Raw genomic sequence first — 19,172 nt, forward strand, 5'->3', positions numbered from 1 at the left:
TCCTTTAGCGCTGAAACGCAAGAACCCAGATCAACACGCCATAAATGGTGGTGATCGCGATATAGCTGATGGGAAGAGGTACGAGCCAGTGAAGCTTGTCGTATCGCTTCACGATGGAATGGGTCGCCACTGTCAGGATGACACCGCCAAGCATGCAGAACATCCAGTCCGGAAACGATGCGCCGAACAAAACCTGCGAAGGCGCTGCCTGGCAGCCTGGGAGCAACAGCACGGAGAACATGATCCAGACGACCAGGGCGAGCCTTGATCTGCGATGGTGTCGATATCCGGGCATTGAAAAAGGTCCTGGCAGCATGCTCTGGTTCGGATGTTGTGCGCCAACCAGCGTCGGCAGTACGAGGGCATCTTGCAACCGCTATCTCAAGGTGGGCAAGGCACTGAGCCATCGGCGCTGTAGAAAAAATACCCCACCCATTTCATGGTAGTGAGAGGTGGTCCAAATGTGAAGAGATGCTTGAGGCCGCAAGCGGTTCAACGGCCCTTGCCTGCATGGCTACTGCGCTGTATAGCCGCCATCCACGACAAGAGACGCGCCATTCATGAACGAGGCATCGTCACTCGCGAGAAACAGGACCACGCTGGCAACTTCTTCTGCGCGACCGAGGCGACCAATGGGATGCAACGCCACCAGGGCCTGTTTCTTGTCGGCAGGCATGTTCTTGAGAAGAGGGGTTTCGATGTAGCCCGGGCATACGGCATTCACACGAACGTTTCGCGCACCATAGTCGATGGCCAATGTCTGGGTCAGGAGCTTGACGCCGCCTTTTGCCGCTGCATAGGCCGTCACTCCTGACTTGCCCACGTGGCTGTGGATGGAGCCGCAATTCACCACTACGCCGCCGCCTTGCCTCAGCATCTGTTCAATCGCGTACTTGTCGCAGAGAAAAACACCGGTCAGGTCGATATCGATGGTGCGCTGCCAGGCCTTGTCATCCAATTGGTCTGCAGGGCCATCCGCTGCAATCCCGGCATTGGCAAACATGACATCAAGGCGGCCATATCTTTCGACCGTTTGTGCAATGAGCGCCTGAACTGCCTGGCTGTTTGCTACATCTGTCTTCACAAACATGGCCTGCCCGGTGGCACCTGCCAATTCCTGGGCAATTTGCTGCCCTTGCTCCGAGAAGTCAGCAATGACAACCTTCGCGCCTTCCTTGACGAAGGCGCGGGCGGTGGCCTCGCCAATTCCGCTCGCCCCACCGGTGACGATGGCAACTTTCCCAGAGAAACGCATAGTGGCCTCCTGTTGGACGCTGAAATACAACGACCCATTTCATTGATAAATCTAAGGCATCAATTTTTTGGAGTCAAGTGTTTTTGATAATTAATGAGTTGGCCGTTTGACCCGCCGTCCGTTTCGCTGTCCATACAGGTGGGGTGTACGTTTCAGAGGCCACCGACACATGCCAGCATGCATTGGCGCGATGCATCGCGCCAGTGGTCTTTTGCCTTTGCAATGGGTTCAGGTCTGCCTGGCTTTCTTCGCCAGTTCGTCGAACTCTTTGCGCAACTCATCCAGTTCCGCTTCATCCAGCTCTTCGAGGGATAGCATGCGATTGCGTGCGGGCTCGATTGCTCGGATGAGTTCATCCAGCTTGATCTGGATGGCTTCCGTGTCGCTGTTCTGGGTGGATTGGATCAGGAACACCATCAGGAATGTGATGATGGTGGTGCCGGTATTGATGACCAGCTGCCACGTATCGTTGAAATGAAAGATCGGCCCTGATAGAGCCCAGAGCACGATGACGGCGCATGCAATGGCAAAACTGGCCGGTCGTCCGCTCAGTCTGGCGACCTTTCTGGCAAGCTGGCTGAATACGGAATGTCTATGCATGGTCAAACCTTTCGAAGCGCGCTGCGCCGCATGCGTCCCTGTTGGCCTGCCTCACTTGGGAAGGGCAGGGGCGCGGGGAGACTGGCAGTCAGGAAAATCAGGTGACGGCCTCCGCATTCATTCGCGCTTTGCTGCCTCGGCCTTACGTTTCCTCGTGGCAGCAGCTTTTTTTGCAGAAGCTGAGCGCTCCTCCGCCGTGCGGCTCGCGGATGCCTTGCCTCCCAGGCGCCCGCCTTTGCGCGACGCTGAGTGATCCACGGAATGTCCGCGGCCAGAGCCGGATTTCTTGCCGCCTCCCGTCTCCTTGTTTACGGTGGCCCAAGCCCGTCGCTCGGCCTCCTTTTCGCTGACACCACGGCTTTCGTAGCTCTCCTCGATATGCTCCGCCTGGCGCTTTTGCTTGTCGGTATAGGAAGATTTGTCACCTCTTGGCACGATAGACTCCTTGGGGAAATGGCGTGCTGGAGCCGCAACGCAATTCCCTGAAAATGGGCTGCACCGATGTGCGCCGTAGGGCCAAGGGCCCTGGTTACCTTCATCCATGACTGGCAGAGGGACGGCAGTCAGGTACCCTGCGCAAGCCTGACTCTGCAGCTGCTGCTACGGATGACACCCTGCATCCCTCCGCCTGGTTTGGCGGTCTTGCATCCGTGGGCTGCTCATTTCCGCGACTTGTCGAGGCAGCGCATGATGAAAGCTCTGGATTGCCTGAATGCAGAACATGCTGCGTGTCACGCAGCATGTGGCGATGCTCAGCGATAGGTTACTGAGCGAATCGGGTCTTGGCATCATTCACGCAAGCATCTTTTGAGGCTGCGGGCAGCGTATCGCAACGCTCCTTGGCCGCTTTGTACTCCGCGTCACGGGTTGCCTGGGCAGCATCCTTGCGAGCCTCGGAGACATCGGCGGCCTTGTCTTGAGGAGTCATGTTCGACGGCGCTTCCTGCGTACGCTTGACCTTGGCATCCTCCTTGGCCTTCACGTGTGCCGCCTGCGCATCTTTCTTGCACACATCCTTGGCATTGCCGCTTTGGTCATCACAGCGCTCCTTGGCGACTTCATAGGCTGCGTCCGCGCGGGCAAGACGTGCCTTGTAATGCGTGGAGTCATTGGGCTTTTCCTTGGCGTCGAGGTCTGCCTTGGCGACGCTCTCGTTGCCCTTGGCTTCTTTCTCGCAGATGTCTTTGGCGTTACCGCTCAGGGTTTTACATTGGGCCATTGCGGATTTGTAGGTCGCTTCAATGCTCTTTTTTTCTGCCTTCACTTCGTCGCTGGTCAATGCAAATCCAGAGGCGGCATACAGCGAAATTGCAAGCGCACTGGTGATTTTCAAATAGCTATTCATTGCATATCTCCTGATGATGAATTTACATGATAGGGTCATCAATATGTGGTGAATGCCATCCAAGGAGAATATGGGTCGTAGGCGTGATCCTATGCTGATTACATCATGTTGATATTTTTAAGCAGACAGGTGAATAAACCCTACGTGCAAACCTCGTCAGCAGCGATATGGTGAACATTTTATAGACAAGGAAATGACCATGTCCAAGTCCATCGATAAATTCAATGAAAAGGCCGAAGCTGCAGTAAAAAGACAATCTGAAATCCAGAAGCAACAGCGGGTCAATGACAATCTTGCAAAAGCTCAAGAAGAAAATATGGATGAAAAAGCTGCACCTGGGCCCGAGCATGCCGAGCCTGAACCCCCAATGCCGGAGCAAACGCTGAAAAAACCTGGCTTGCAAAAGGATATGGTATTGCAGCCAAAAAGCCTTGCTCAAGATTATGTTGGCAGTGCCAAACTCGAAGGCAAGGTTGCCATCATCACCGGTGGAGATTCAGGGATTGGCCGTGCAGTAGCCATTCTGTTTGCCCGTGAGGGAGCAAACATAGCGATTGGGTATCTCAACGAACACCGCGATGCGGCAGAGACCTGCCGTCTGGTAGAGGCCGAGGGTGCACAGTGCCTTGCCGTCTCTGGCGACGTACAAGATCCGGCATTGTGTGAAGATCTGGTGGCCAGAGTGCTGGAGGAGTTCGGGTCAGTCAACGTGCTCGTGAACAATGCTGCCTTTCAGGAGCATGCTGCGGATATCGAAGACATCACCGAAGAGCGTCTTGAGGAGACATTCAAGACCAACATCTTTGGCTATTTCCATATGGCGAAGGCCGTACTGCCCTATCTGGGTGAGGGGGATTGCATCATCAATACCGGCTCCGTCACCGGGTTGCGCGGCAGCCGCAACCTGATCGATTACTCTGCCACCAAGGGTGCCATCCATGCATTCACCAAGGCGCTTGCGGGCAATCTGGCGGAGCGGGGAATTCGCGTCAACGCGGTTGCGCCGGGCCCGGTCTGGACTCCGCTCAATCCTGCCGACAAGGCGGCCAAGGATATTGGCAAGTTTGGTGAGGATACTGACATGCGCCGTCCCGCGCAGCCCGAAGAAATATCTCCGGCTTATGTATTCCTGGCGGCACCTGTATGTTCGAGCTACATCACAGGGATTGTTTTACCGATTACAGGAACCGTTGGGGAGGCATGAATTGAAAAAGGAAGAAAGGACTCATTTTTGAGTCCTTTCTTTGCAATGCACTATTTCAAATAGAAATTGCGATATTTGAAATGCCAAGTGTTGAAGTGTATTTACCAGTAATATTTGTTGCTGGTTTCCCAGGCCTTTACCTGCTCTTCTGCCTTGTCTCTGGCAATACCCTCTCGCTCCTGAATTCTCCCCACCAGTTGCTCGCGCTGGCCGTTGATGACATCCAGGTCATCGTCGGTCAGTTTTCCCCATTGTTCTTTGACCTTTCCCTTGAATTGTTTCCAATTGCCCTTGATGGTATCTTCATTCATGGTGTGAACTCCTGTGGATTGTCCAAAAATGGTGAATTATTTTGAGAATGGATTCTCAAATGATTCACTGCTGATTGCGTATTCATGTTAGGGCAAGATAAATCCTGAGGCTGTAGGTTTTCGTGAAGCATTGCCATGCGAGTTTCCCTACGCACCGGGCATTGAAAGCCGCTGACGCAACCCGGTCAATTGTCGATTTTCGATGGAGCCCAGGTCTGCTATTGGCCGACACCGCGGGTTCATTGGAGCTGCAGTTGCAGGCATCGGCGGTTCTGTTGGGACGGCACTAGGTGTCACCAGACGGGGGAGCGGCCCCAAAGTAGGCGCCGGCAATCGGCGCGTGTGATCGGGATTCGGTGGTGCAGCATCCAGCGCTTGTGGGTGCAGTGGCGTGGCGCACTGGCAGAAGGCCGACATTTGAATTTGCCTGCCGGTATCGCCGATCCCATGGCGCGCTCTAGAACAATTCCTGTTGGGAGGATGTCAGCGTGTTGAAGTCTTCTCCAAGAGGCAGGAGAATCGAGTCGGCAATGGGCTGAAGCTGTTTCGTCAGATAGTGTTCGTAGTCAATGGCAGATTGGCGGCTCTCCAGCGGCTCCGGTCCGTTTTTGGTGATGACGTAGCGAATCCAGCCTCCGCTTTGGTACTGCAAGGGGCGCTCCATGCGTGCGTTGTACGCGTCCGCAATGCGGGCGGCCCGTACCTGGGGTGGCACGTTCGCCACGTAGGCATCGAGGCGGTGCCGCAGGCGCTTGCGGTAGATGAGCTGGTCATCCATCTTGCCCGCCAGCGTTGATTGCGCATACTCGATCACGAACGATCGGTATGGCACTCCCTGGAAGACGCGCGAGAGCAGACCTTCCTGAAACTGCCGTGCAAGAGGCGTCCAGTCGCTGCGCGCCATCTCCAAGCCCCGGTAGACCATTGCCTCGTTGCCAGCTGCGTCGACGCTCAGGCCGGCGTAGCGCTTTTTGCTGCCGATGTCCGAGCCACGGATGGTGGGCATGAAGAATTTCTTGTAATGCGTGTCGAACTCGATTTCAAGATAGCTCTCGATATCCTGCTCCTGCCGCAAGCGCTGCGCCCACCACGCATTGATGTCCTGGGCCAATTCGGCTGCGACAACATGCGCCTCTTCGTTGGAGTGGGAGCGCCCCAGCCAGATGAAGATGGAGTCTGTGTCTCCGTAGATGACCTCGTACCCGCGTTTTTCCACCAGGTCACGGGTGGTCTTGACCATCTCATGGCCGCGCAGGGTGATCGCGGAGATCAGGTCCGGGTTGAAGAACCGGCACTCTGACGCACCCAGCACCCCGGCGAAAGAATTCATCACCAGCTTGATGGCCTGGGACAAGGGCTCATTTCTGGCGCGCTTGGCTTCGTCACGGGCACGCCACAGCGTGGTCACGATTTCCGGCAGGCAGTGCTTCTCTCGCGAAAAGCGTGTGCCCTTGGGGCCTTTGATGAGCCGTTCGGGGTTGATGGCATGCTGGCCCTCGGCCAATCCGACAGGGTCTACAAGAAAGGTACGAATGATCGAAGGGTAGAGGCTCTTGTAGTCCAGAACCACGACGGAGTCGTAGAAGCCGGGCCTGGAGTCCAGTACATAGCCACCGGGGGAAGACTTTCCCTGGATATCGCCCACGCTGGGCGCCACATATCCCAGGCGGTGCATGCGGGGTAGATAGTGGTGGCTGAACGCGGCGATGGAGCCTCCAAAGTGGTCGAGCTGCAGGCCCGTCGTGTGGGCGCGCTCCATGGCAAACTGCAGCAGCTTTGTCTTTTCGAAGATGCGCAGGACCAGCTCGCAGTCCCGGATGTTGTAGATGGCGAGCGCGGGTTTGTCATCCTGGTAGCGCCGCTCGATCTCCGTCATCTTGTCGTACTCGTCGCCGATGTCCTTGCCTTCGCCCAGAAGCTCACGTGACACGTTCTCAAGGCTGAAAGAGGAAAAGCTCCAGACGGCAGCCCGGAGTGCTTCGATGCCATCAATCACCGCCCGGCCGGGCATGGGCGCGAAAAGATAGCCTTGTTTGCCGGGATGGGTGCGCCAGACAATAGGCCTGCGTTCACGGCCCAGCAGAAGAGGGGTCGCACAATCGTCTGCGGTCTTTTGCAGCACATGCAGGTCGAATTGGATGACGTTCCATCCAATGATCACATCCGGGTCATTGCGTTCGAACCACGCGTTGAGCGCTTCGATCATCGCTTTGCGCGTTGCGCAGTAGACCAGCGCAAAGCCTGGCGGCTGCATGGGCTCGGCAGGCGCATCGCCCAGCATGAACACCACGCGCTCTGCCATGCCGTCCAGCGCGATGGAGTAGAGGTCCTGGTGCTGGCTTGTCTCGATATCCAGTGAGACCACCTTCAGTGTGGGCCGAAAATCGGGCGCGGGCTGCAGCCTGCAGTCCACCAGTGTCGAGTTCTCGAGCTGCCCACCTTCCAGTTGGACGCCTGCAGTGATGAACCGCTCCATCAAGTAGCGCTCATGTGGGCGAACGTCTGCTTCGAGAAGGGAGATGCCTACCTGCTGGAGGGCGCGAGCGAGCCGTCCCAACTGGCGAAAATGCTTTGCATAGATTCCCAGCACAGGCTCTTGTTGAAAACTTTTCAGACCCAGCGCACGCAACTCCACATCTGGCATGGCCAGCAACTGTGTCTGCACCGCTCCCTGGTGTCGGGCCTCGACGAAAGCCACAGAGGTCTGGGCCTGCAGAAGCACCTTCAAGGGACCGGAATCGGTCGCCAGCCAGTACTCGATCTCGGTGCCCGCAGGCGTATCTCGCCAATTGCGGGTCAGGATGAATCCTTGGCGTTTGGGGGATGTCACGGCGGATGAAGCAGGGCGATATTTGGACAGATGTGGTTGCAATTGTCCGCCATGGAGAGCGCCTGAACGCACGAATTGACCGAAAGAGTGATGCGCTTGCGCGAAGCCATGAAAGAAGCCATCCGAAGATGGCTTCATCGGCGTCAGATTTTCACGCGGGCCTATTGTTTTCGGCCTCGCACCATGCCCACCATTGCGAGCAGGAAAGACAGCGCAGCCACGCCCCAGGCGCCCAAGGATGGTACCGGTGCTGGCACGTTCGGCGGTGGGGGCGCCGTGACCTGGAAAATCTCGGTTTGTGAAACACTGGTCCCGGTGATGGTCGCCGTGATGGAGTATTGGCCCACTGGCAACGCTGCACCGGTGACGCTGTAGGTCAGGTCGGGATTGAGGACGGTCTGGATAGTTTCAGAATAGCCGCCGGGGCCAGTGATGACGAGGTCGACTGTGGAAGACGAGCCAGGATTCTGGACAGTTCCTTTGTAGGTGGGAGTAGTGTTGGCGGGCAGGCTTCCTGGATTGGTCAGCGTAATGGCGGGAACCACGACAGGAGGGAGAACTTCAAAGACCTGGGTTTGGGTGATGGTCGTGCCGGTGATGGTTGCAACGATGGTGTAGGTTCCCGGCTGGAGTGCCGCTCCTTGGCTGCTGTACGAGTTGTCGGACTGGATGGTGGCTTGCAACGTCTCCGTATAGCCATTGGGGCCTGTGATTTGCAAGTCAACAGTGGTATTGGTGCCGGGGTCGGCCACCGTTCCGTTGTACAGCGGTGCAGTCAGTGCAGGCAAGGTGCCCGGGTTGTTGAGCGCCAGCGTTGATGGCGGGGCGCCCGCAACAAGCAGGCCGTCGACGGCCAAGCCGGATTGATAGCTTGAATCGGTCCAGTTGACAGTACCTATTTCCAGTCGGTAGGCGCCCGGGTTTTGAATAATGTAGGTTGCTTCAACCCATCCTGAATATCCACAGCCACTGGCGTAACAATCACCCGTGCCGCTATTGAGCGTTCCAAGTGGAGTCCAGTTTGGCGCACCAGCGATGATGGGAACGCTAGGCGGGGTAAGGGTGGCTTGATGGGGTGGCATCCCGTTTCCAGGAACCACGGATTCGACAGGATCTGTCCGTGCGGTGAAAAGCAGTGCAACCTGATTGCCCGATCCGTCCAGCAATCTCGCCCACGCGAAATCAGAGAAGGCTCCACCATCGCTGGTGACATAGTTGAACTGGAAACTGACCGTTGAATTTGCGGCAGCCACTGCAAAAGGTTGCGACGTGAAGCTTGCGCCGTTTCGTACCTGGTCTGTTGGCACGCCTGCGGGTAGCTTTGCAATGTCAAAGTTGGGTGGTGAAGAGGTATCCGGTTGGGTGGTGACCCATGCATACCCGGTCGACCCGGCCACTGGGGCATTGGTCACAGATCCATCCGCCGTCGAGTTTCCGCAACCCGCTGTATTGCTGCATGTCCAGGCAGACGAGTCTATTGCCCAGGCACTGGTGGCAATCAGGCAACTGGCCAGAAGTGCTGAATACCGATACATAAAAGAACCTCCATCATTTGTAATCAAACTGATGGTGTTAATTTATTCTATCTATTATTTAATGCAAATACATTTTTAATATCATTGTATTTAGCATGTGAGCGTTAGCCAACTTATTGGATCTGGTTTACCCCGTGGAAGGGGATCGCTTCAGAAGTCTGGAATCGGCGATGGCGGTAGGGTCCAGTACAAAAAGCTTGATCTGCGAGCCAAGAACAGGCATCGCCTCTGGGTGCTTTGCTTTCATTGTGATAGCGCACTCGTGGTGGCTCGTCTCTTGCCACCGTCCATTGACTCTGATGTGCCATCGCCAGTAACGCGTCATGGGCATCTGATTCTCCTTGAGTTACTGTTTGTTTATACAGTAAATGAAGCCAACGACACAAGCGAGAAAAGCGGCAAAAGTGTAGGTGTGTGATAAAGACAGGGCCCCGGGTCGTGCCAACGAGACTGCAGGCCCTGCAAACTTGCTGCAAGGCGGAGTGCCCTGGCCTTGGCGTGATCAGCTAGGCACCCATGGCGAGGCAACGATGTATTAGGGGGTTGTGCAGCATCAAATATTCTGCTGATTTCTTTTGCTCCATCTGCTTGGCATTCATCCAACTGAGCTGTGTCAAGAACTGCCGGTCACGGATGTGCAATTTTTTGCCCGGCAGCGCATGCACAAGCGCGAAGCTCTTGTGGTACCGGGTCGACGAATATTTACATTGCCGCCATTCGGGTACTGCGGGTAACCGCCTTGCGGGCGGCTACACTCGCTGCGTTACTTGTACGGATTGCTTGTGAAGCCCTTTAATCTTGCCCGCTCCCTGCTGGTAGCCGCTTCGGCAGCGGCAGCGCTGGCCGCCCAGGCGGCAAACCCCATTCTGGTGCTCAATTCGCTCGATGCCAATATCAGCGTCATTGATCCTGCGACCTGGAAAGAGGTCAAGCGCATTCCCACAGGCAAGGAGCCGCACCACCTGTACCTCACCCCCGACAGCAAATCCGTCATCGTGGCGAATGCCACGGGTGACTCGCTGACCTTTGTCGACCCCAAGACTGCCGATGTGCAGCGCGTGATCCAGGGCATCTCCGATCCCTACCATCTGCGCTTCTCGCCCGATATGAAGTGGTTTGTCACCGCAGCCAACCGCCTGAACCATATCGATATCTACAGCTGGAACGGCACCGCCCCGAAGCTGGTCAAGCGCATTTCCACCGGCAAGACGCCCAGCCACCTGTGGATCGACAGCAAGAGCACGACGATCTACTCCACCATGCAGGACAGCGATGAGCTGGTCGCCATCGATATCGCCAGCCAGACACTGAAGTGGCGCATCAAGACCGGCCCCATGCCGGCCGATCTGTACGGCAGCCCGGACAACAAGTTCGTGTTTGTGGCGCTCACCGGCGGCGAGGGTGTGCAGGTGTTCGAAGTGGCAGGTGCGCAGCCCAAGCTGGTCAACACCATCAAGACGGACAAGGGCGCGCACGCATTCCGTGCCACGGGTGACGGCCGCCATCTGTTTGTCAGCAACCGCGTGGCCAATACCATCAGCAAGCTCGACATGCAAAGCCAGACCGTGGTGGACAAATACCCTGGCCCCAGCGGTCCTGATTGCATGGATGTGACGCCTGACGGGCGCTATATCTATCTGAGCTCCCGCTGGGCGGGCAAGATGAGCGTGATCGACACCAAGGAGCGCAAGGTGGTGAACCAGGTCAAGGTTGGCAAGTCGCCGCACGGTATCTGGACCTTGGACCATGCTCCGCGCTGATACGGGCCGCGCATGCGTCTGAGTACTCTGTTTTTGATAGCTGCTGGCGCTCTGCCTGTGGGCGCGGGAGCGCAAAATCATGCAAACCAGGCAGCCAGTTGCAGCAAACCCGTCTATCTGACGCTGGATACCGGCCACATGGGAGTGGCCGACAGGATTGCCGAGGTGCTGCAGCAGGAAAATGTGAAAGTCACCTTTTTTGCTGCCAACGAGCGCACCAAGGAGGGTGACGGAAGCCTGGGCGAGCACTGGGCTCCCTGGTGGAAGGCGCGTGCGGCCGAAGGCCATGCCTTTGCCTCGCATACCTGGGATCATGTGTACTGGCGTGCCGATGGAAAGACGGAGCAGGGCGCTGTACGCAGCTTCACGGTGCGCCCATCGCAGGGGCCTTCGGCGGGCAAGACTGCGGTGATGACCGTGCCCCAATACTGTGCCGAAATCAAGAAATCCGAAGACCGCCTGCAGCAGATCACCGGCATCAAGCCGCTGCCGCTGTTCCGCGCACCCGGCGGCAAGACCTCGCCTGCGCTGATTGCTGCGGCGCAAAGCTGCGGTTACGCGCATGTGGGGTGGTCGCCCGCAGGTTTTCTGGGCGATGAATTGCCCAGCGACAAGTATCCCAATGCCCTGCTGCTGGACAAGGCGCTCAAGAGCATCCGCCCCGGCGATATTCTTCTGGCACACCTGGGCATCTGGGACCGCAAGGACCCCTGGGCGCCTGCCGTACTGCAGCCGCTGATCCAGGGTCTCAAGGCACAGGGTTTCTGCTTTGCCACCCTGCGAGATCACCCCCAGTACCGTGAATGGATTCGCAGCCATTGACTGCCGTGATCGACGGTTTTTGGCACACTGAATGGGCTTGCAGCGCGCAGGCACAGGTAATTGCTAGCTATGGAATTCTTCAGCTCTCTTTTTGACAATGCCCAGCAATGGGTGTTTGAACAGGTGTTCCAGCCGCTGCTGTTCAACATGGGACTGGCCAACTTTCTGGAAGATGGCTACACCGCCGCTGGCTGGTTTCTGGTGGGCTGCCTGCAGATTGTCATCATGGTGCTGGTGATTGCGCCGCTGCAGCGCTGGCGCCCGGTAGAGGCGGTGACCGACAGGCACGCCGTCCGCATCGATATTCTCTACACGCTGATCCACCGCCTGGGGCTGTTCCGCCTGGCGCTCTTTTTTACCATCGACCCCCTGTGGGACTGGCTGGTAGGCAACCTGCGCATGCAAGGGTTTGAGACCTGGCATGTGGACGCACTCTGGCCGGGGGTGACCGATGTGGCCTGGGTCAGCCTCTTGATCTATCTGGTGATTTTCGACTTTGTGGCCTACTGGATCCACCGTGGCCAGCACAGCTTCGTCTGGTGGTGGAAGCTGCATGCGCTGCACCATTCGCAACGCCAGATGACGATGTGGAGCGACAACCGCAACCACCTGCTGGACGATATCCTGACCGATAGCATTCTGGTGCTGGTCGCCGTGCTGATCGGAGTGGCCCCGAGCCAGTTTGTGGCCATCGTCGCCATCACCCAGTTGAGCGAGAGCTTGCAACATGCCAATCTGCGCGTATGGTTTGGCAGGGTGGGCGAGCGCCTGTGGATCAGCCCGCGCTTTCACCGCCGCCACCACGCGATTGGCATTGGGCATGAGTCGCCAGCCAAGGGTGTAGAAGGAAATGTGCCTGCAGCTCAAGACAGTCAAGCGCAGACAGCTATCAAAACAGAAGTAGGCAACACTGCAAAAGCCCGCCCGCGCCTGGGAGGCTGCAACTTCGGTGTGCTGCTGCCCTGGTGGGACATGCTGTTTGGCACTGCCAATTTTGAGCTGCGCTACGACCCCACCGGCATCCGCGACCAGGTGCAGCCCAACAGGCAAGGCCAGTTGCGCGACTACGGCAGCGGTTTCTGGAGCCAGCAATGGCGCGGGGTGCTCCGGCTGCTGAACAAGGCCTGATACCTGCCCCGGTGCTTATGGGCGCGCGCCGGGGGAGTGGGGCTGCGGGCCGCTGAATCGACAGGCATGGCCGTTGCCGGTTAGCATGGCCATTCGTTTTTGAAGCATAAGGAATCTCTCCCATGTCCCAAGGCTCCAGCCTGATGCTTGATTCTTTCTGGCGCGCTGCAGCGTACTGCTTTCGCCCCAAGGTGATTGCGCTGTCTCTGGTGCCGCTGGTCGTGATGCTGCTGGTGCTGGGTGGCTGGAGCTACTTCTACTGGACGGCCAGCGTAGCAGCGGTGCAGCACTGGGTGGAGACCATTGGCTGGCTGCGCACCATGTTCAGCTGGTTTGGCGGTAGTGGTACGGAGGGCTTTGCCGCTGGCGTGGCGCCATTTGTGGTGCTGGTGCTGATGACCCCGATGGCGGCCGTGCTGGCACTGCTCATCATCGCCTTGCTGATGACACCGGCGCTGGTGCGCATGGTGACGGAGCAGCGATTTGCCACGCTGGCCAAAAAGCACGGCACGGGCCTCGTGGCCAGCGTAGGGTGGGCCCTGGGCACCTCGGCCGTGGCCGTGGTTGCCTTTGTCGTCACGATGCCGCTATGGCTGATTCCTCCGCTGGTGCTGGTGGTGCCACCCGTCATCTGGGGCTGGCTGACCTACCGGGTCATGAGTGTGGATGCACTGGCTGAGCACGCCAGCAAGCCTGAGCGCGATGCGCTGCTGCAGCGCCACCGCTGGCCGCTCCTGCTGATGGGGGTGATCAGCGGCTATATCGGCATTGCGCCCAGCATCGTCTGGGCCTCGGGCATCGTCTTCACCATCGGCTTTGTGGTGCTGGTGCCGCTGGCGGTATGGATCTACGCCATCACCTTTGCATTCTCGTCGCTGTGGTTCATCCATTTCGGGCTGGCTGCCCTGCAGGCCTTGCGTGCAGAGCAGGGCGAAATGCCGGTGGTGGAGGCACACTCGGGCGATGACAAGGTCTTGGAAGGCGCGCCTCCTGCAGGCGAGCAGCCTGAGAAGTGACCAACCTGGTGCGCGGTAGAATGCGTCATTGCACCAATTTGGTGCATTAATGCATCAAAATCGTGCATCCTGCCGAGGCTTTTGCGTTGGCGGCAAATTGCACCGAGGTGGTGCGATAGAAGGGCAGGAGCCAGCCTGGACGTTGTACAAATTCCCTTGCAATGGCTGTTCCAGGCTGGCAAAGCGCGGTACAGTCACGCTCGGTACGGTGGCAGGCCGGGCCGGGTAGTCGCTGGCAATATGGACCGGGCAGATGTCATAAAACTGGCACGCAATCTGCTTTAGTCTTGCCACAGTCTTTTTATTGATGTTTTTCTTTGGAGCTATAGATGGCCAAGAGCGTTGCAGATGTGATGAGCATGTTGGACGAGAACGAGGTCAAGTTCGTTGACCTGCGTTTCACCGATACCCGTGGCAAGGAGCAACACGTCACGGTGCCAATCTCGCACTTTGACGAAGACAAGTTCGCCTCGGGCCACGCTTTCGACGGATCTTCGGTTGCCGGCTGGAAGGGTATCGAAGCTTCGGACATGCTGCTGATGCCCGATCCGAACACCGCCAACATCGATCCATTCTTTGACGAGACCACGCTGTTCCTGCAGTGCGACGTGATCGAGCCGGGCGACGGCAAGGCCTATGACCGCGATCCCCGCTCCATCGCCAAGCGCGCCGAAGCCTACCTGAAGGCCTCCGGTCTGGGCGACACGGCCTACTTCGGACCCGAGCCAGAATTCTTCATCTTTGATGGCGTGCGTTGGAGCACCGAACCCAACAACCCGTTCTACGACATCGAAGAATACGAAGCCCCCTGGAACAGCGGCACCAAGTTCGACTCCGGCAACCGTGGCCACCGCCCACGCGTCAAGGGCGGCTACTTCCCCGTTCCTCCTGTCGACAGCACGCAGGACATGCGCGCTGAAATGTCCCTGCTGCTCGAATCGCTGGGCATCCCCGTCGAAGTGTTCCACCACGAAGTGGCAGGCGCCGGCCAGAACGAGCTGGGCACCCGTTTCTCGACCCTGGTCGAGCGCGCTGACTGGACGCAGGTACAAAAGTACGTGATCTGGAACGTGGCCGACACCTATGGCAAGACGGCGACCTTCATGCCCAAGCCTTACGCTGGCGACAATGGCTCCGGCATGCACGTGCACCAGTCTGTCTGGAAAGACGGCAAGAACCTGTTTGCTGGCGACGGCTACGCGGGTCTGTCGGATTTCGCGCTGTATTACATCGGCGGCATCATCAAGCACGCACGTGCCTTGAACGCCATCACCAACCCTGGCACCAACAGCTACAAGCGCCTGGTACCTGGTTACGAGGCACCGGTGAAGCTGGCGTACTCGGCCAAGAACCGCTCGGCATCGATCCGCATTCCTTACGTGAGCAACCCCAAGGGCCGCCGCGTGGAAGCACGCTTCCCCGATCCGCTGATGAACCCATACCTGGGCTTTGCTGCGCTGCTGATGGCTGGCCTTGATGGCGTGGAAAACAAAATTCACCCAGGCGAAGCAGCTACCAAGGATCTGTACCACCTGCCTCCCGAAGAAGACAAGCTGGTGCCTACCGTGTGCCACAGCCTGGATCAGGCGCTGGAAGCCCTGGATGCAGACCGCGCCTTCCTGACCAAGGGTGGCGTATTCAGCGACAGCATGCTTGACGCCTACATCGAGCTGAAGATGAGCGAGGTGACCCGCTTCCGCCAGGCGGTGCATCCTGTCGAGTTCGACATGTACTATTCGCTGTAAAGCATCAAGGGGCAAGGGCGGCATTGTTGCTGTCCTGCTGCAAAACGGCCTGTATTGCACAGGCCGTTTTTTCTGTCCCATTTTGATATAAAGTTGATAGCAAAACTATGGCGTGGGCCGTACGATGTGTGGTCAAGGTGCTGCGAATCTGTAACAGTAGGAACTGTTATTCATGGTCAGCCTCTGTTTGTCTATACACTGCCTGTGCACGCCGCAGCAGTTGCCCGCGTTATGAAACGTGATTGCAGCGGGTATTTGTTTGCTGTTGCAATGGGGTGCTGAAATCTTTGATGTACAGATTGGCGTGATACTTGCCACTGTGGAGTGAATGGGCGAATCGAGGTTATGCATATCAAGTGGTTGTTTTTGGCGGTTGCAATGGCGGGTGCGCAGGGCGCTGTGGCGCAGGATCGCATCTATCGCTGTGGCAATGAATACACCAATGACGCGGCCAAGGCGCGCCAGCGGGGGTGTGCCCAGATCGAGGCTGCCAATGTGACCATCGTGCAGGGCACGCGCCCGCAAGGGGGCGCAGGGGCGGCCAGCCCGGCTCCTGCACCGTCTGCAGCCGCTCCTCGCCCGGCCCGTGCACCGGCAGCCGCAACGCCTGCGCCACGTTCCACCTCGGCGGAGGGCCGTGCGCGCGATTCCGATGCACGGCTGATCCTGGAGACAGAACTGAAGAAGGCCGAAACCCGCAAGGCGGATCTGGCCCGTGAGTACAACAACGGCGAGCCGCAAAAAAATGCGCTGGAGATGCGCAACCCGGCCTTCTACAACAAGCGTGTGGAAGACCTGAAGGCGGAGATGACCCGCATGGATAGCGATATCGCCGGTATTCAGAGAGAATTGCAGCGTCTGCCTGCACCTTGATCCCACTTTCTTCCTGCTGCCCAACCCATGCCTGACCTGACCGCAGCCGACCGCGAATGGCGCGAGTGGCAAGCGCTGGAGCACATCGCAACCCTGGTGGCGGTCATCCGGCTCGATGGCGCTGCCGTGCGGGTCAACGCTGCACTGGAAAATGCGCTGGGCGTATCGCGCAAGAGCATTCTGGGCCACGAACTGGGTGTTTTCTTTCAGGACGATGAGCTCCTGCACAAGGCTCTGGTGGATGCGCGGGCGCAGCGCTTTTCGTCCTTGAGGTTCGAGGCGCAGTTGCGTCGCAGCCTGCAGGATGCCTTTCCGGTGCACGTGAACCTGTCATGGTGGCAGGAAGATGCCGAAATTCTGGTGGAGCTGTGGCCTCTGGAGCAGCAGGTGCGCCAGGACCGGGAAGAGCGCGTGCGCGAGCAGGCCCTGGCCAACAAGGAGTTGATCCGCAACCTCGCCCACGAGATCAAGAACCCGCTGGGCGGCATTCGCGGCGCAGCGCAATTGCTGGATATGGAGCTGCCGGACCGCCAGCTCAAGGAATACACCGACGTCATCATCCATGAGGCTGACCGCCTGCAGGCCCTGGTGGACCGGCTGCTCGCGCCGCACCGCCACCCGCACACCGTGGGTGATGTGAACATCCATGAGGTATGCGAGCGCGTGTGCCAGCTGGTACTGCTGGAATACCCAGGCGGGCTCAAGATCGAGCGCGATTACGATATCTCGCTGCCCGAGATCCGGGGCGACCGTGAGCAGCTCATCCAGGCGCTACTCAACATTGTGCAGAATGCCGCGCAGGTGCTGGAGCCGCAGATGACGCAGGGAACGGCGCGCATCATTCTGCGCACGCGCATTGCGCGCCAGCTCACCCTGGGCCGCAAGCGCCACAAGTTGGCATTGGAATTGCATGTCATCGACAATGGTCCTGGCATCGAGCCGGACATCAAGGAGCGGATCTTCTACCCCTTGGTGACCGGACGCGATGGTGGCACGGGCCTGGGCTTGCCGCTGGCACAGACCTTTGTACAAAGGCACGAAGGTTTGATCGAATGCGAGAGCGAGCCCGGGCGCACGGACTTTCGCATCATGCTGCCGTTGACGGATTAGCTTGCATGGCGCAGCCCGGCCAGGACCACGATTCATGGTTTGTAGATTTGGAAGGGCGATAGCGACAATGAAACCCATCTGGATAGTGGACGACGACCCTTCGATCCGGTTCGTACTCGAGAAGGCGCTGGCGCGCGAGCAACTGCCCACGCGCAGCTTTGTGCATCCGCAGGAGGTACTGGAGGCGCTCGCCTCGAACGAGGACCCGTCTCAGGCACCGTCCGTGCTGGTCAGCGACATCCGCATGCCGGGCGGCAACGGCCTGCAGTTGCTGGAGCAGCTGCATGCTGCCCAGCCCGAACTGCCGGTCATCATCATGACGGCGTACTCCGACCTCGACAGCGCGGTGTCTGCCTTTCAGCGCGGTGCTTTCGAGTACCTGCCCAAGCCATTTGACGTACCCAAGGCGGTGGAGCTGATCCAGCGCGCCGTGCAGCAAAGCCAGAGCCAGATGCCGGACCCGGCCCAGTCGGCCGGCAATGGCGAGATGCTGGGCCAGGCGCCCGCCATGCAGGACGTCTTTCGTGCCATCGGGCGCCTGTCGCAAAGCAATGTGACCGTGATGGTGACCGGCGAATCGGGCTCGGGCAAGGAGCTGGTGGCGCGCGCGCTGCACAAGCACTCACCGGTTGCGGGCGGGCCGTTTGTGGCCATCAACACTGCAGCCATTCCCAAGGATCTGCTCGAATCCGAATTGTTCGGCCATGAACGCGGCGCCTTCACCGGCGCGCAGACCCAGCGCAGGGGCCGCTTTGAGCAGGCCGAGGGCGGCACGCTGTTTCTGGACGAAATCGGCGACATGCCGTTCGATCTGCAGACCCGTCTGCTGCGCGTGCTCTCCGATGGACATTTTTACCGGGTGGGTGGCCATGTGCCGGTCAAATCGCATGTGCGGGTGATTGCCGCCACGCACCAGAACCTGGAAGAACGCGTGCAAAAGGGCGTGTTCCGCGAAGACCTGTTCCACCGCCTGAATGTGATCCGCCTGCGGCTGCCGCCGCTGCGCGAACGCAGGGAAGACATTCCGATGTTGGCCCGCCACTTTCTGGCCGCCAGTGCCCGCCAGCTGGGGGTCGAGCCCAAGCAGCTGTCCGAAGGCGCGCTGGCGAGGCTGGCGCAGTTCGGCTTTCCTGGCAACGTGCGTCAGCTCGAGAACATCTGCCACTGGATCACCGTGATGGCGCCAGCCCAGCGCGTGTCCGAGCAGGATTTGCCACCCGAAGTGCTGCAAAGCACGGCTGGGGCTGGCGTATCCACTGCACCGGTACCGCAGGCCTTGGTGCCGGATACGCCTATTGCGTCTGTTCCACAAGTGCCAGTAGCTATTAATTCAGTAGCAAATGGCAATGCTGTACCGCTTGCAGAAGCACCTCGCCCCTCCATGGCACCCGCCCCAGGCTCCGCAGCGCCATGGGAATCCGATCTGGCCCGGGAGGCCGATGCGCTGCTGCAGTCGGGCAGCACCGAGGTATGGGACATTCTCAGCCGCCGGTTTGAATCCCAGCTGATCCGATCAGCCCTGGCTGCTACGCACGGCAAACGTATCGAAGCTGCGCAGCGCCTGGGCATCGGCCGCAACACCATCACCCGCAAAATCCAGGAACTGGGTCTCGCAGCAGGCGACGAGTAGGAGGCTTG

General features: G+C 58.6%; 17 protein-coding genes. 9 read left to right on the forward strand and 8 right to left on the reverse strand.

Annotation, left to right across the window (positions count from 1 at the left end):
- Positions 1-4: 4 nt before the first annotated feature.
- The 5 genes from ACH2DG_RS04490 to ACH2DG_RS04510 form a co-directional block, all read right to left on the reverse strand.
- Positions 5-373 carry a YtcA family lipoprotein gene (locus ACH2DG_RS04490; RefSeq protein WP_395024496.1) on the reverse strand — a complete coding sequence of 123 codons (369 nt, stop codon included), beginning with the start codon at positions 371-373 and terminating at the stop codon, positions 5-7.
- Positions 374-514: 141 nt separating this feature from the next.
- On the reverse strand, positions 515-1,255 hold the full coding sequence (locus ACH2DG_RS04495; RefSeq protein ID WP_395024497.1) for an SDR family NAD(P)-dependent oxidoreductase: 741 nt from the start codon (positions 1,253-1,255) through the stop codon (positions 515-517).
- Between the two features lie 228 nt (positions 1,256-1,483).
- A complete protein-coding gene (locus ACH2DG_RS04500) occupies positions 1,484-1,855 on the reverse strand; it encodes a low affinity iron permease family protein (protein ID WP_395024498.1) in 372 nt (123 codons plus the stop codon).
- Between the two features lie 117 nt (positions 1,856-1,972).
- Positions 1,973-2,290 (reverse strand): plasmid stabilization protein, encoded by a 318-nt coding sequence (locus ACH2DG_RS04505; protein WP_395024499.1) that lies wholly within the window; start codon positions 2,288-2,290, stop codon positions 1,973-1,975.
- A 328-nt stretch (positions 2,291-2,618) separates the two neighbouring features.
- A complete protein-coding gene (locus tag ACH2DG_RS04510) occupies positions 2,619-3,200 on the reverse strand; it encodes a hypothetical protein (protein WP_395024714.1) in 582 nt (193 codons plus the stop codon).
- A 199-nt stretch (positions 3,201-3,399) separates the two neighbouring features.
- On the opposite strand from ACH2DG_RS04510, the gene ACH2DG_RS04515 reads away from it, so the two are divergent.
- Positions 3,400-4,404: an SDR family oxidoreductase gene (locus ACH2DG_RS04515; protein ID WP_395024500.1), complete on the forward strand. Its 1,005-nt coding sequence runs from the start codon at positions 3,400-3,402 to the stop codon at positions 4,402-4,404.
- 101 nt (positions 4,405-4,505) lie between these two features.
- Here ACH2DG_RS04515 and ACH2DG_RS04520 read toward each other — a convergent pair whose 3' ends face one another.
- The 3 genes from ACH2DG_RS04520 to ACH2DG_RS04530 all read right to left on the reverse strand — a co-directional run bounded on the left by ACH2DG_RS04520 (position 4,506) and on the right by ACH2DG_RS04530 (position 9,080).
- Entirely contained in the window at positions 4,506-4,715 is a 210-nt protein-coding gene (locus tag ACH2DG_RS04520; protein WP_224149284.1) for a CsbD family protein, read from the reverse strand.
- Between the two features lie 457 nt (positions 4,716-5,172).
- Positions 5,173-7,545 (reverse strand): DNA polymerase II, encoded by a 2,373-nt coding sequence (locus ACH2DG_RS04525; protein WP_395024501.1) that lies wholly within the window; start codon positions 7,543-7,545, stop codon positions 5,173-5,175.
- A 161-nt stretch (positions 7,546-7,706) separates the two neighbouring features.
- Positions 7,707-9,080: an NF038132 family protein gene (locus ACH2DG_RS04530; protein ID WP_395024502.1), complete on the reverse strand. Its 1,374-nt coding sequence runs from the start codon at positions 9,078-9,080 to the stop codon at positions 7,707-7,709.
- Between the two features lie 782 nt (positions 9,081-9,862).
- Here ACH2DG_RS04530 and ACH2DG_RS04535 point away from each other — a divergent pair.
- The 8 genes from ACH2DG_RS04535 to ntrC all read left to right on the forward strand — a co-directional run bounded on the left by ACH2DG_RS04535 (position 9,863) and on the right by ntrC (position 19,164).
- Positions 9,863-10,840, forward strand: a complete 978-nt coding sequence (locus tag ACH2DG_RS04535) for a YncE family protein (RefSeq protein ID WP_395024503.1) — start codon at positions 9,863-9,865, stop codon at positions 10,838-10,840.
- A 12-nt stretch (positions 10,841-10,852) separates the two neighbouring features.
- Entirely contained in the window at positions 10,853-11,662 is an 810-nt protein-coding gene (locus ACH2DG_RS04540) for a polysaccharide deacetylase family protein (protein WP_395024504.1), read from the forward strand.
- 69 nt (positions 11,663-11,731) lie between these two features.
- Positions 11,732-12,790, forward strand: coding sequence for a sterol desaturase family protein (locus ACH2DG_RS04545; protein ID WP_395024505.1), 1,059 nt, complete (start codon positions 11,732-11,734; stop codon positions 12,788-12,790).
- Positions 12,791-12,912: 122 nt separating this feature from the next.
- Complete coding sequence (locus tag ACH2DG_RS04550) at positions 12,913-13,806, forward strand: EI24 domain-containing protein (protein WP_395024506.1); 894 nt, start codon at positions 12,913-12,915, stop codon at positions 13,804-13,806.
- Between the two features lie 329 nt (positions 13,807-14,135).
- Entirely contained in the window at positions 14,136-15,551 is a 1,416-nt protein-coding gene (glnA, locus tag ACH2DG_RS04555; RefSeq protein WP_224149274.1) for a type I glutamate--ammonia ligase, read from the forward strand.
- 345 nt (positions 15,552-15,896) lie between these two features.
- The gene (locus ACH2DG_RS04560; RefSeq protein ID WP_395024507.1) at positions 15,897-16,424 is read left to right on the forward strand and encodes a hypothetical protein; all 528 of its coding nucleotides are present in this window, start codon (positions 15,897-15,899) and stop codon (positions 16,422-16,424) included.
- A 27-nt stretch (positions 16,425-16,451) separates the two neighbouring features.
- On the forward strand, positions 16,452-17,534 hold the full coding sequence (gene glnL / locus ACH2DG_RS04565) for a nitrogen regulation protein NR(II) (protein ID WP_395024508.1): 1,083 nt from the start codon (positions 16,452-16,454) through the stop codon (positions 17,532-17,534).
- Positions 17,535-17,601: 67 nt separating this feature from the next.
- Positions 17,602-19,164: a nitrogen regulation protein NR(I) gene (ntrC, locus tag ACH2DG_RS04570; RefSeq protein WP_395024509.1), complete on the forward strand. Its 1,563-nt coding sequence runs from the start codon at positions 17,602-17,604 to the stop codon at positions 19,162-19,164.
- The last annotated feature ends 8 nt before the right edge of the window (positions 19,165-19,172 follow it).

The sequence above is a fragment of the Comamonas odontotermitis genome, assembly GCF_040396735.1.
Classification (GTDB): Bacteria; Pseudomonadota; Gammaproteobacteria; order Burkholderiales; family Burkholderiaceae_C; genus Comamonas; species Comamonas odontotermitis_C.

Excerpts from the sequence above, each read along its gene's own strand:
- ACH2DG_RS04515 (WP_395024500.1), top strand. The coding sequence starts at position 3,400 with ATGTCCAAGTCCATCGATAAATTCAATGAAAAGGCCGAAGCTGCAGTA.
- ACH2DG_RS04510 (WP_395024714.1), bottom strand. The coding sequence starts at position 3,200 with ATGAATAGCTATTTGAAAATCACCAGTGCGCTTGCAATTTCGCTGTAT.
- ACH2DG_RS04560 (WP_395024507.1), top strand. The coding sequence starts at position 15,897 with ATGCATATCAAGTGGTTGTTTTTGGCGGTTGCAATGGCGGGTGCGCAG.
- glnL (WP_395024508.1), top strand. The coding sequence starts at position 16,452 with ATGCCTGACCTGACCGCAGCCGACCGCGAATGGCGCGAGTGGCAAGCG.
- ACH2DG_RS04500 (WP_395024498.1), bottom strand. The coding sequence starts at position 1,855 with ATGCATAGACATTCCGTATTCAGCCAGCTTGCCAGAAAGGTCGCCAGA.
- ACH2DG_RS04540 (WP_395024504.1), top strand. The coding sequence starts at position 10,853 with ATGCGTCTGAGTACTCTGTTTTTGATAGCTGCTGGCGCTCTGCCTGTG.
- ACH2DG_RS04530 (WP_395024502.1), bottom strand. The coding sequence starts at position 9,080 with ATGTATCGGTATTCAGCACTTCTGGCCAGTTGCCTGATTGCCACCAGT.
- ACH2DG_RS04495 (WP_395024497.1), bottom strand. The coding sequence starts at position 1,255 with ATGCGTTTCTCTGGGAAAGTTGCCATCGTCACCGGTGGGGCGAGCGGA.
- ACH2DG_RS04550 (WP_395024506.1), top strand. The coding sequence starts at position 12,913 with ATGTCCCAAGGCTCCAGCCTGATGCTTGATTCTTTCTGGCGCGCTGCA.
- ntrC (WP_395024509.1), top strand. The coding sequence starts at position 17,602 with ATGAAACCCATCTGGATAGTGGACGACGACCCTTCGATCCGGTTCGTA.
- ACH2DG_RS04545 (WP_395024505.1), top strand. The coding sequence starts at position 11,732 with ATGGAATTCTTCAGCTCTCTTTTTGACAATGCCCAGCAATGGGTGTTT.
- ACH2DG_RS04520 (WP_224149284.1), bottom strand. The coding sequence starts at position 4,715 with ATGAATGAAGATACCATCAAGGGCAATTGGAAACAATTCAAGGGAAAG.
- glnA (WP_224149274.1), top strand. The coding sequence starts at position 14,136 with ATGGCCAAGAGCGTTGCAGATGTGATGAGCATGTTGGACGAGAACGAG.